At 43.4% G+C, this 12268-nt stretch carries 14 protein-coding genes; all 14 read right to left on the bottom strand.

The window, feature by feature from the left end; all coding sequences use genetic code 11:
• Positions 1-22 precede the first annotated feature (22 nt).
• The 14 genes from R50345_RS18325 to hslV all read right to left on the bottom strand — a co-directional run bounded on the left by R50345_RS18325 (position 23) and on the right by hslV (position 12253).
• Complete coding sequence (locus tag R50345_RS18325) at positions 23-406, bottom strand: TIGR02530 family flagellar biosynthesis protein (protein ID WP_042128927.1); 384 nt, start codon at positions 404-406, stop codon at positions 23-25.
• A complete protein-coding gene (locus R50345_RS18330; RefSeq protein WP_042128928.1) occupies positions 403-900 on the bottom strand; it encodes a flagellar hook capping FlgD N-terminal domain-containing protein in 498 nt (165 codons plus the stop codon). The genes R50345_RS18325 and R50345_RS18330 overlap by 4 nt, the downstream gene beginning before the upstream one ends.
• Positions 901-932: 32 nt before the next feature.
• Positions 933-2411: a flagellar hook-length control protein FliK gene (locus R50345_RS18335; protein WP_052414645.1), complete on the bottom strand. Its 1479-nt coding sequence runs from the start codon at positions 2409-2411 to the stop codon at positions 933-935.
• A gap of 24 nt (positions 2412-2435) precedes the next feature.
• Positions 2436-3371 carry a MotE family protein gene (locus R50345_RS18340; protein WP_231573811.1) on the bottom strand — a complete coding sequence of 312 codons (936 nt, stop codon included), beginning with the start codon at positions 3369-3371 and terminating at the stop codon, positions 2436-2438.
• Positions 3372-3389: 18 nt separating this feature from the next.
• Positions 3390-3833 (bottom strand): flagellar export protein FliJ, encoded by a 444-nt coding sequence (fliJ, locus tag R50345_RS18345; RefSeq protein WP_042128929.1) that lies wholly within the window; start codon positions 3831-3833, stop codon positions 3390-3392.
• Positions 3834-3842: 9 nt separating this feature from the next.
• Positions 3843-5156, bottom strand: a complete 1314-nt coding sequence (gene fliI, locus R50345_RS18350; protein WP_179085815.1) for a flagellar protein export ATPase FliI — start codon at positions 5154-5156, stop codon at positions 3843-3845.
• Positions 5149-5997: a FliH/SctL family protein gene (locus R50345_RS18355; protein ID WP_042128933.1), complete on the bottom strand. Its 849-nt coding sequence runs from the start codon at positions 5995-5997 to the stop codon at positions 5149-5151. Before R50345_RS18355 ends, fliI begins: the two co-directional genes overlap by 8 nt.
• Complete coding sequence (gene fliG / locus R50345_RS18360) at positions 5990-7006, bottom strand: flagellar motor switch protein FliG (RefSeq protein ID WP_042128934.1); 1017 nt, start codon at positions 7004-7006, stop codon at positions 5990-5992. The genes R50345_RS18355 and fliG overlap by 8 nt, the downstream gene beginning before the upstream one ends.
• Before the next feature lie 4 nt (positions 7007-7010).
• Complete coding sequence (gene fliF / locus R50345_RS18365; RefSeq protein ID WP_042128936.1) at positions 7011-8597, bottom strand: flagellar basal-body MS-ring/collar protein FliF; 1587 nt, start codon at positions 8595-8597, stop codon at positions 7011-7013.
• A gap of 35 nt (positions 8598-8632) precedes the next feature.
• Positions 8633-8944 (bottom strand): flagellar hook-basal body complex protein FliE, encoded by a 312-nt coding sequence (gene fliE / locus R50345_RS18370; protein WP_042128938.1) that lies wholly within the window; start codon positions 8942-8944, stop codon positions 8633-8635.
• Positions 8945-9034: 90 nt separating this feature from the next.
• Positions 9035-9484 carry a flagellar basal body rod protein FlgC gene (gene flgC, locus R50345_RS18375; RefSeq protein WP_042128940.1) on the bottom strand — a complete coding sequence of 150 codons (450 nt, stop codon included), beginning with the start codon at positions 9482-9484 and terminating at the stop codon, positions 9035-9037.
• 6 nt (positions 9485-9490) lie between these two features.
• Positions 9491-9898 carry a flagellar basal body rod protein FlgB gene (flgB, locus tag R50345_RS18380; RefSeq protein WP_042128942.1) on the bottom strand — a complete coding sequence of 136 codons (408 nt, stop codon included), beginning with the start codon at positions 9896-9898 and terminating at the stop codon, positions 9491-9493.
• Between the two features lie 378 nt (positions 9899-10276).
• Positions 10277-11677: an ATP-dependent protease ATPase subunit HslU gene (hslU, locus tag R50345_RS18385; RefSeq protein WP_042128943.1), complete on the bottom strand. Its 1401-nt coding sequence runs from the start codon at positions 11675-11677 to the stop codon at positions 10277-10279.
• Positions 11678-11710: 33 nt separating this feature from the next.
• Positions 11711-12253 carry an ATP-dependent protease subunit HslV gene (gene hslV, locus R50345_RS18390; protein WP_042128945.1) on the bottom strand — a complete coding sequence of 181 codons (543 nt, stop codon included), beginning with the start codon at positions 12251-12253 and terminating at the stop codon, positions 11711-11713.
• Positions 12254-12268 lie beyond the last annotated feature (15 nt).

A 12268-nucleotide genomic window follows, 5' to 3' on the forward strand; every position in this document is an offset into this window, starting at 1 on the left:
GCTTTCCGTTAGGACCAGCCGTTTATGAAATCACAATGGCACTGTCTATTTGTGTAAACACATTATCTTTTATCGAATTTCCATCCATAGCTGTTACAACCGTGCGATTTGGAACACTTACGATAAATGCCAAGTCCTTCATTAATATCAAGGATTCTTTACTGCCTTTGGCAGCAGCTTTATCTACAGCAGAAGAAATCTCATCCAGTTGTCTGCTTCCAAGCTCAATTCCTCTTTGTTCAAGTCGCTTAGCGGCATGATTGCTGAATTTTAGAAGCTTTTGTTGCAGAACACTCTCAAAGGTTGCTTCTCCAGTCAAAGTCTGCTTCGGTAATGAAGATCGCTGTAATGTGGCGGAATGAAGGGACGCAGGATACATTTGGCCAATAGTTAGCCTGTCACTCATACTGTCTCCCCGCTTCCTCCGTTATTCTCCGGAGTATTACTATCTGTACCAGAACCATTCTCTGTTGTTGAGGGATTCTGAATTTGTGTAATATCGGTTAAAGCAATTCTGTCTTTCCCCACAACCGCATATTGAATCCCCTTGCTGACAACGATTGATTCAACATTCCCTGTCTTAGGTAGATTTGTGGAGGTATCCGTCCATGTGATATCTTTACCAATCAAGCCGGATACTGAGCCAAGAGACTGATTCATGGATGTAAGCTGTGTCGAGATATTCATCAGCTGCTCAACAGATGTAAACTGTGCCATTTGGGCAATAAATTCTTTATCTTGCATCGGCTGCATCGGATCTTGATTCTGCAGCTGGGTGATCAATATCTTCAAAAACTGATCCTTACCCAACACAGAATTCCCTGTTGTTTTAGTAGATTCAGGAGTTGTATAATTCCACTGGTCTTTGGTAGAAACAGGAGGAGTTGTTGTTGTCGTCATAACCGTTCACCTCTCTTTCAATTGTGATAAGTTTAAGCTTTGGCAGAGAAGGAGTTCCCTTGATTATCATCTTCTTGCCCTGCGTTTGAAACCCAATCTTTCCATTCACCATTTAGCTCAGCGGCAAGAATGGCATCATTAGCTTCCTCACGACTTTCTTTGGAGCGTCTTCCCTGCTGACCACTTCCAGAACCAGGTTGGCGTCCTTCTTGACCCCATTGTGAATTGAGAGGGGTATTATTTTGTGTGACTTCCAATTTTTCTACTTGGAGGCCTTGAGACTGCAATGCTGCTCGAAGCTGGTTCATCTGCTGTTCCAACATATCCTTTGCTCCGGAATGTTCAGTCATAAACTGTGCAACCAGATGGCCGTTTTGCATAGTAATCTTAACATCTACTTGTCCGAGATTTTCTGGAAAGAGTGATATCGTAGCCTCAGCTACTCCGCCTTTTTGCACAATCTCCAATTTACCTGTAATAAAACCGGTCATTTCCTGTGCAAACTGATGAACGGGTACAGGTGCTACTGGAACCTCAGCCTTCAGTGGAGCTGTAATTCCTCCCCGAAGAGCTAGTTGACCGGCAGTTACAACCTCATGATCTCCTTCAATGGTGGTAGTCCCTGATGTGGAGTCTTGTGCTGATTCGACCAGCTTCGTTTCTCCAGCTGTACTGCTCTTCATCACTGGAGTATTCGCAGGCTCTGCATCAGGATCTTGAATAGTCCCTGAGGTCACAGTCGAAGTAAGGACTCCCTCACTCTTACTTACAGCAGCTTCTCCAGCACGGTTACTTAGATTTTGAATGGTCTTGTCCACCGTTTTACCGTTGCTTTCAGTTACAATAGGTTGTTGTACAGATACACCAGAACTATCATTCAAACTGGAGACCTTCCCCTTACCCTTATTACTGTTAGCCGAGGTCTGTTCTAGCAGTGCCGTGAAGTTATTTAACAGACTTACTCCCTTACTTGCAACTTCATCATTACCACTTACTGTAGCTTCCTGAATCATAGTAACTAAACTCTGCAAATCATCTTGAACAGCAAATCTCAGCGTATCTGCATTCTGTGCTAACGGTGACAAGCTTCCTGCCGACTCCGTCTCTGATGCAGCATCGCCCTCTGTCGCTTGACTTCCTGATAGAAGAGCAGAGACCTGAAGTAGCCAAGCTTGCAAAGCTACCAAAATAGCAGGATCGCTATGGATGGTATCATCCAGATTTTCAACATCTGCAGTAAGCTTCTCGATGAGATCGGAATTCTGAGTGTCTTGTCCCCCTTGATCTTCTCCAGTCGTTTGAACTTCCTTTAGAAGACCTTGCAATAAAGAGGCTATGTTTCCCAGTAAAGGATCAGTGGGCACCGATGTGTTGTTCGCTGTAGTTCCTCCCATTGTTTGCACTAATGTCTGAGCGAAAGGTACAGCAGTTGATGTTCCAGTAGATGTTGATGAACTACCACTTGCAGCTGTTGTATTTGCACTCACAAGCGATTGAACAACTAAACTCATGTTATTTTCACCTCCTTTCAATATTTATTTAGCGCCCATCAAACGATTAACAATCTTCGCAGTTTGCGCACTATCATTTTTAGTCATTTCCCCCAAAATCGAAGAACGGACACTATCACTTACGGTATTCATAATCGTTACTACTTTATCAGGGCTAATCTTGTACATTTCTCCTAGTAGAGAAGCTGCATTGGCAGGCGTCATTGAACTAAAGGTTTGGTTCAACTTTTCCTTATCCAGATTTGTACTAGTTTTAGTCGTTGGAGCAGTGCCTGCTTCTTTTTTCAATCTAGATTGAAGAGCGGCAATAGCCATATCACTCGAAGAGGTAGTTTCTTTCAACTTAATCGTGACATCGGCCGCTTTTTGAGGATCCATTTTTTCCAGAATCGCAGTCTTACTTGCTTTATTCATTACGCTGAATATTTGCACCATTTCTTCTGTAGTCAAATTCTCCATAATCGGCGCAGCTTTGGAAGCTTTCATACCCGCGTAGAGCTTTGCCAGATCAGCAACCTGCTTTTGATATGGGTCTTCTGTTTCCTCCGCGTTTACCTCAGCAGCTGCAGCAGCTTCTGTCTTCATTCCATCGATCTGCGACTCAAGCGCCTGAACCTTGGTATCCTGGGCTGTTTTTTCATCTGTAACCTTCTTCAGGTTCTCTTCCTGTTGGGCGAGCTGAGCTTTAAGCTCCTTAATCGTAGTCGCTGAGCTCACTTCCTGCTTTTTGCTTTCTTCCTTCGGTTTAGAAGGATCTTCAGGCGGATCAGGAACCCATTTTTCCAGGATAGGAATTTTATTCGCAACCTCAAGCACATTATTACGAATGTCCATATTAAAAAGCGTCAACAGTACTCCAAGCAGTACTAGCGTGAAGATAATCGGTATCATTAAAAATAAGAACCGCTCAAATTTCCCCGCTGACCCTTCATTTTCAAGTTCCATATCATTGTTAGCCACTAGCGGAAACCTCCCGGGTTAGAGGGATTTCATCGCGAAGCGGACGGTTGCCATCTCATCCAGTTCGTTTTGTTCCCGTAAAATCATACTTTGCTGAAACTGTGTCTCAGCCTTATCTTTTGCCTTTAACCATACTTTTTCGTCTAATACCTTTGTGCTTAACTGGTCTTGCTTCTTCAAGACTTCCTGATGTGCACTTCTAATGTCCGTATGCTTACGGGCAATGCATATATCCAGGTATTCTACATACTCTTGCATTTCACGAATCTTCGCCATAGGTGTCTTTTGTTCTGCGGCATTTTGTAAGGATAACATGATAGCGCTCCGCTGAAAGGTGAGTTCATCCAGGCTTCTTTCTTGTGCCTGCAATTCTCCAAGCGCGCTTGAGAGCATCCATTCTGCCTGTGTCTTCTCATTGCCCTTCAAGTCAACGACTTTTTGAAAAGTATAATGAAATCTCATAATACTGAATCAACTCCTCGAGAAGTGTGAAATTAAAGACTGTTGAACTTCAGCCAGCGTAACTTTTTCATTCACCCTTTGTTTGGTGAATTCCCATATACTGTCTATATACTCCATCGACTCATCGATTTGAGCATTCGAGCCTCTTTGATACGCTCCGATATTAATTAAATCCTCTGAATCCTTGTATACAGCCATTAGTCGCTTCACATTCTCTGCTGCAGCGATCTGTTCTTCTGGCGCAATATCCTTCATTACACGACTAATGCTGGAAAGCACATCTATTGCTGGAAAATGTCCTTTGTTCGCAATACTTCGATTAAGGACGATATGACCATCGAGTATCCCTCTAACAGCATCAGCGATCGGTTCATTCATGTCATCGCCATCAACCAGTACAGTGTAAAAGGCTGTTATAGACCCCGTAGGTCCAGTTCCAGCACGTTCTAGTAGTTTGGGCAAGCTTGCAAACACCGATGGTGTGTAACCCCTCATAGCTGGCGGTTCCCCTACTGCAAGTCCAACTTCACGTTGAGCCATAGCATACCGAGTCACCGAATCCATCATCAGCATCACATTAAGTCCTCGATCCCGAAAATACTCAGCAATCGTTGTAGCAATAAGAGCTCCCTTAATTCGAATTAATGCAGGCTGATCAGATGTAGCAACGATAACGACTGACCGCTGCAAACCCTCAGGTCCCAGATCGCGTTCTATAAAATCCAGCACTTCCCTGCCACGTTCTCCTATCAAAGCGATAACATTTACGTCTGCCGATGTATTACGCGCAATCATTCCCATGAGCGTACTTTTGCCGACCCCTGAACCAGCGAAAATCCCCACCCGCTGACCTTTACCGATCGTTAGCAAGCCATCTATCGCTCTTACTCCGATGCTAATAGGTTCTTGGACTCGTGGTCTATTGAGTGGATTGGACGGAATGTTAAAGGTAGAACTATGTGGCATTCGAGCTGGGATTAGAGAACCATCAAGCGGTTGTCCAAGTCCATCCAGTACCTTGCCCAACAATTCTGAACCCACTTGCACACTAAGCGGCTTGCCAGTACCCACTACATCACAGCCAGGTCCAATAGCTTGCAGTTCTCCAAGTGGCATTAATAGCACCTTGTTGTCACGGAAACCAACGACTTCAGCTTGCAGCGGCTTATTTCCTTTAGAAGGATAGATGTAGCAGACATCTCCAATGCTAGCATCAGGTCCTTCCGATTCAACCATAAGACCGATAACCTGCGTCACTTTCCCATTGATCCTCACCGGATCGAGATTACGAAGTTGCTCCTTATAACGGTTACTATCAAGCATCTTCTTCCCCATTTCTCTGCTCATCGGTGTCCAGCGCGATTCTAACCAGCTCTTTCTTGATTTCTGCAAGCTGAGTATCAATTCGGGCATCTATGCTGCCAAAGGAAGAGCGGATTACACAACCTTGATCTTTCACAGTCGAGTCAGGCAAGATCTGTAATTCAGCCTGTGAGTCAACCGCTAATGACAGTTCTTCCCTTGCTGCGTTTACGAAAGCGAACTGCGCAGGTGATACGCACAGTGAGATCAACCCCTGTTCACGTTTACGAGCCAGATTCTTCCGAATCAAATCCATTGCAAACTGCGGCTCTACCGTTAACTGCTTGTCCACAATTTTCTCGGCAATATCACAGCTTAACTCTACTAAGAAAGGTTCAGCTTCCTGAATAATGACATCTCTTGCCTTATATGCCTCAGCTAAAACAGCACGTGCTTCATCCATCATCGCTGCAACCTTGAGCTTCATCTCTTGTTCAGCTTGAGAGACACCCTCCTGATACCCTAGCTGATAAGCCTCGGCTTTGACAGCCTCTACCAGATGTTCATCCTGCTCACGCCGCTTCTTCCACCACTCTTCAGCCTCCGCTTTTGAGGATTCAACAATCTGTTCCGCTTCTAGAGAGGCATTTCGAACCTGCTCTTCAGCAAATTCTTGGGCGTCTTTAAGCATTTGCTTACGTGCTACTTCTGCCTCTTCACGAGCGGGATCATGATAGTGAGTCTCGCTTACAGTCTCCTCTGGAACGGGCTCCTCAGTTAGGCCCGCATAGTGCCGGGCCTGCTCCAATCTTTTCAGTACATCAACTGGAACATACTGAGAATGCTTAATCAGCTTAGACAATGATGTCATCTCCTCCGCCACGAGCGATGATAATTTCTCCAGACTCTTCGAGTCTGCGAATCGTACCTACAATGCGCGTTTGTGCTTCTTCTACATCACGCAACCGCACCGGTCCCATGTACTCCATTTCTTCTCGGAATGTCTCTGCCATACGTTTGGACATATTCCGGAAAATGACATCTCGTACTTCTTCACTTGCAACCTTAAGGGCAAGCTGCAGGTCCGCATTATCAATATCACGAATAATACGCTGAATCGAACGATTGTCCACATTGACGATATCCTCGAATACGAACATCCGCTTCTTGATTTCCTCGGCGAGCTCTGGATCTTGAATTTCGAGAGAATCCAGAATTGTGCGCTCTGTCCCCCGGTCAACTCCATTCAAGATTTGTACGATTGATTCGATACCGCCAGCATTTGTATAATCCTGAGTTACAGTAGCAGAAAGCTTCTGCTCCAGCACTCGTTCAATTTGTGTAATGACCTCTGGAGAGGTGCTATCCATTACAGCAATTCGTCTAGCTACCTCTGCCTGCTTCTCTTGAGGTAACGAGGAGAGAATGGCTGCTGCTTGTTCGAATTGCAGATAAGACAATACAAGTGCGATAGTCTGAACATTCTCATTCTGGATAAAGTTCAAGATCTGATTTGGATCAGCTTTGCGCGCAAAATCGAAGGGTCTTACCTGTAAAGTTGCAGTCAGACGGTTAATGACCTCCATCGCTTTTGCTGAACCAAGTGCTTTCTCCAAAATCTCTTTGGCGTAGTTAATACCGCCTTGTGAAATATATTCCTGAGCGAGGCATATCTGATGAAACTCAGACATGATTGACTCTTTCTCACTGCTGTCCACTTTACGGACATTGGCGATTTCAAGAGTGAGTTGTTCAATCTCCTCGTCTCTTAAATGTTTGAATATTTGCGCCGATACCTCGGGCCCTAGTGTGATAAGCAGGATCGCGGCCTTTTGACGTCCACTAAGCCCCTGCTGACTAGCCTTTGCCATTAGTTCACCTCTGTTCGTCTGCAAGCCATGTACGCAGCAAATTCACGAATTCGTCTGGCTTCTTCTTCGCCAAACTTTCCAATTGCTTACGAACTTGACTGTCATTCGTCACACTTTCCAAATTAATAGATGGAAATTCGGTAGGAACCTGCAATGGAATGTCTTCATCTTCCTCTTCCACAGTCTTCTTACGACTCCGATAGATTAGATATCCTCCACCTGCTCCAACCAGTAATGCAGCTGCTCCGATAGCCCATAACATCCATGTGGCAAGACCACCTGGTGCGGTATTAGCAGCATTACCACCAAATTGTTGAGAATACACCGAAACCTTTTTGGTTAAATCAGCGTCTGTATATGTAGTACCTGAATCTGCAAGAGAAGCACGAACAATATTTACCAAAATGTTTTGAATTGCTGCCGATGTAGCAGCATCCAAAGTATTTTGTCCTGTAGGTGGTTCAACCGCAACATTTATGGTTAAATCTTTTACAGTAAAGGGACTAGCAATAACATCCTTTGTAATTCGGTTAACTTCATAGTTCCTCGTCTCAGAAGATTCCTCTGAAGTAGAAGTATCCGTGCCGGCTTGTGAAGGGTAGCCCGTTACATCTTGTGAACCAGTGCCTGCCACTCCGCCAGTTGTATTTCCCTGACCCGAATACGAATTACTGATGATTTGTGAACTGATCTCAATCCCCTTCATGTTCTCTGTATCCACAGGGGTTACAAGATTTTCCTTCCGGTTTTCCTTGTCAAAGTTCAGCTTCGAAAATACAAGAACATCAACTTTATCTGGACCCGTAAGAGTGCTAAGGAATTGTTTCACATCTTTCTTGACTTCTTCTTCGAATTTCTTCTGTAGAGCGAAGTTCTCTTCGACCTGGTTAGAAACTCCTGCTTGTCCACCTTTGGCCGTTGGCATTAACTCAACTTCATTATTAGCAATCGTAATGTTATCAATTGGTAGATTTGGAACCGCAGTCTTTACAAGGTTGAAATACCCATCGATATTATCTTGACTGGGTCTGAATCCCGGATTAAATGAAAGCACAACGGATGCAGATGCTTGTTCTTGATCCGCCTGAGATGCAAAAACTGTCTCTTTAGGCAGATTAATCAGTACTTTAGCATCCTTAATTCCTTGCATACGTCTCATTAGCTGTTCTACTTCACCGTTTAATGCATTATTATACTTCACATTAAACTCACTATCTGTCGTTCCTATCATTGACGAATTTTCATTAAAGACCTTATAACCGATAGAGCCCCCCTGAACAATCCCCTGAGAACCGATATCCACCTTTATTCGAGCCGCTTCTGTGCTTGGCACTGAGATGCTCTTTCCATCTTGGCTTAATCGGTATGAAACACCTGCTGTATCCAAGTAGTTCATTACTCCCGCTGAATCTGTGCTGTCCAAATCTTGAAACGCCACTTCATATTCTGTCTTTGAAAGCTGCATGGTTAATACTACGATTATTATTAGAATGATAAACAATGTTGAAAAGAATAAAATCTTCTGTTTACCACTAAATCTGTTCCAATACAGGGTAACCTTCTCCCGATATTGGGCAAATCTTTCATTCACAGTGTCACCCCATCCGGAACTAAGCTAGGATTTAATTAAATTTGAGTTCTCATAATTTCTTGATAGGCTTCAATCACTTTGTTCCGGACTTGTGTAGTCAACTGCAAACTCAGTAAAGCCTGTTGGGAAGAAATCATTACTTCGTCTATATTCACTTCTCCCAATACAAATTTATTACTCATATCCTTTGCTTGTTGTTCCTGATCTGCTACTTGATTGAGTGCATTCTCAAGATAAGAACCAAAGCTCTCCATGGAATTAGCAGGAGTGGACGAAGCTTCGATAGATGTTGGTTTCATGGCAAGCTGCTGTACAGCTTGAACTCCATTAGTGATATTCTGTATCAACTGTTTCCCTCCTAAAAGTTTTGTAAGCCTATGCTTCCTAAATTCACTTCGTACAAAACTCACTTTGGAAGCGTTTCTTGTAAATTACGTTTAGCGACCAATTTCTAGCGCTTTACTTACCATAGCTTTAGATGCATTCAGCATCGTTACATTGGCTTCATATGAACGTGATGCAGATAACATATCTACCATTTCTTTGGTAATATCCACATTTGGCATATAAACATAACCTTCGGCATCCGCATCAGGATGACTTGGATTGTATACCGGCTTTAACGGAGAATCATCTTCTATAATGGATTGAACCTTTACGCCTTCACTGCTACTACCGTTCATTTTCGAATTTAGTATATTCGAGAACTTATTACTTTCTGTAGCCTCCATAACAACAAGCTTACGCCGGTAAGGAACGGCTTTGCCATCAACCACCGATGCTCTGGTAGTTTCCGCATTGGCCACGTTGGAGGAGATTACGTCCATCCGTAATCGTTGAGCTGTTAACGCTGATGCACTTATTCCAAAACTACTCCCAAAGTTCATGCAATCTTATCCTCCTTGAATTACAGCTCGCATCATCGAAATCTGACTGTTAATCTGTTCGACATAAGAACTATACCTGAGTTGGTTCTCAGCGCTTAACGCCATTTCTCGTTCTACATCCACATTGTTCTCGTTATTATTCATAGAGGTAGTCTCATCCGTACTAACGACAGCAGCCGGTACAATGGTGTTGGTACCAAATTGAAAATGTCGGGAGTCCGTTACCTTCGCGTTAAGTGTAGGTTTTATTCCACTTTCCTGTTGCTGAAGGAAACTTTCGAATGAAACATCAGAACGTTTGAAATTTGGCGTATCTTCGTTAGCCACGTTATTTGCTAGAACATTTTGTCGTTTATAGGCAGCATCAATGCCTCCCTGCAATCGTTGAAAACTGACACTATTCAGCAATCCCAAGATAATTCCTCCTTTCAAAGCTATCATAATGAAATGAATTCCACAACTTTCCTCAAAAAACCTGCTTGATTTCGACAAATAAAGTATAAAAGTCCTCTATTTATCAGCTTTCACGTCGAACCTTGTCGCAAAGTATAACTTATTAGTATTTTCACATACATTGATTTTCATTTAATTTGTATATTATTACAATAAGAAATAAGCCCTATCTTTTAAAAAAAGACAGGGCTTTAAGCACTTTATTGCTATTTTATTCCTTTTTTCATTCAATAATATCTTTTTAATTGCATATTTTTACATTTATTTCCCTATAACTGACACTATATTGTAATTTTCTAATTCCTTATGCCCAAATTCCAATGAATAAATTTTGTCGCTTTAGAGAATATACTGACTTAAATCACGATCCTGTGCAATACTTGCCAATTTCTCACGCACATACTCAGGTGTAATTACCATTGTGTCCAAAGTCAACTCTGGTGCTTCAAACGATAAATCCTCTAATAACTTCTCCAAAATGGTATGAAGTCGCCGAGCACCTATGTTCTCCATATTTTGGTTCACTGAAGCCGCTATTTTGGCGATTTCATAAATAGCATCCTTCTGGAACTCCACTTCAATGTCCTCAGTCTTTAACAAATTAACATATTGTTTTGTCAAAGCATTCTCTGGCTCTGTTAAAATGGATACAAAATCCTCCAGCGTCAGACTGCTCAGTTCTACGCGGATCGGAAAACGACCCTGAAGCTCAGGAATCAAATCAGAAGGTTTAGCAACATGAAATGCCCCGGCAGCCATGAAGAGCACATAATCCGTCTTTACAGGACCGTATTTTGTCATGATTGTAGAACCCTCTACAATTGGAAGAATATCTCTTTGCACACCCTCACGTGATACATCGGGACCGGAACCCTTGCCTTGACTTGCAACCTTATCAATCTCATCGATAAAAATAATACCCGATTGTTCAGCGCGTGTCACAGATTCCTGAATAACATCGTCCATATCAATCAGTTTGGTCGCTTCATCCTGAATCAGTACTTTACGAGCCTCACGGATAGGAAGCTTGCGCTTCTTCGTCCGCTTCGGAAGTAAACTACCAAACATTTCTTGCATATTCATCCCCATCTGGTCGTTCCCTTGCCCTGCAAACATATCCAGCATAGATGGCGCTGTATCCTCAACGTCTATTTCAATGATATCGTCTTCCAATTGACCAGCTAGCAGCTTAAATCTAACCCCGCGACGGCGTTCACTTAAGCTTCCATCCGGTTCGGAATCTTCTTTAGAATCCTCTTGCGAAGAGTTCCCGCCAAAAATCATCTCAAAAGGATTCTTCTGAGATTTATTTTTTGAAGACGAAGGCACTAAAATAGAGACAATCCGCTCGTTAGCCAGTTCTTCTGCACGGTCCTTGACCTTTTCCGTACGTTCTAGCTTCACCATACGAATAGAGGTCTCTACCAGATCACGTACCATAGACTCCACATCTCGCCCTACATAACCCACCTCTGTGAATTTGGTTGCCTCCACCTTGATGAACGGAGCATTAACAAGCTTAGCAAGACGCCGGGCAATCTCGGTTTTCCCTACACCAGTAGGTCCGATCATCAAGATGTTCTTAGGAACAACTTCATCACGCAGTTCCTCAGCGAGTAGACTGCGCCGATAACGATTACGAAGCGCGACAGCTACCGATTTCTTAGCTTGTTTCTGACCTACAATATATTTATCCAATTCGGCTACAATTTGACGGGGTGTTAGCGATTGATTCACCATCGTGAATTCCTCCTTGTCTCTATGGCACTGAGCCTATAATTGCTCAACAATAATATTGGAGTTAGTGTACACACATATTTCAGATGCAATCTGAAGAGCCTCTCGAGCTATATCCGCAGCAGCAAGTGCTGGAGCATGACGTTTAAGCGCACGACCGGAAGCAAGTGCAAAATTACCACCTGAACCAATAGCAAGCACATCATCATCCGGCTCGATAATTTCACCGTTTCCGGAGATCAATAGCATGCCTTCCTTGTCCATAACAATCATCAATGCCTCAAGTTTTCGAAGAATACGATCTTGACGCCAGTCTTTCGCTAATTCTACGGCTGCGCGCTGCAGGTTTCCATGATGCTCCTCCAGCTTGCCTTCAAATTTTTCGAACAAGGTGATCGCATCCGCCACAGAACCTGCAAACCCCGCTATTACTTGTCCCCGGTATAAGCGACGAACTTTTCTAGCCGTCGTCTTCATAATTACACTCTCTCCGAATGTAACCTGACCATCACCTGCTATAGCTGCCTGTCCGTTATGTCTTACAGCACAAATTGTAGTCGCATGAAAGCTGGGTACCATGATTGTAGTTACCTC

Origin of the sequence: Paenibacillus sp. FSL R5-0345, assembly GCF_000758585.1 — a bacterium.
In the GTDB taxonomy this organism is placed as follows: Bacteria; Bacillota; Bacilli; order Paenibacillales; family Paenibacillaceae; genus Paenibacillus_AQ.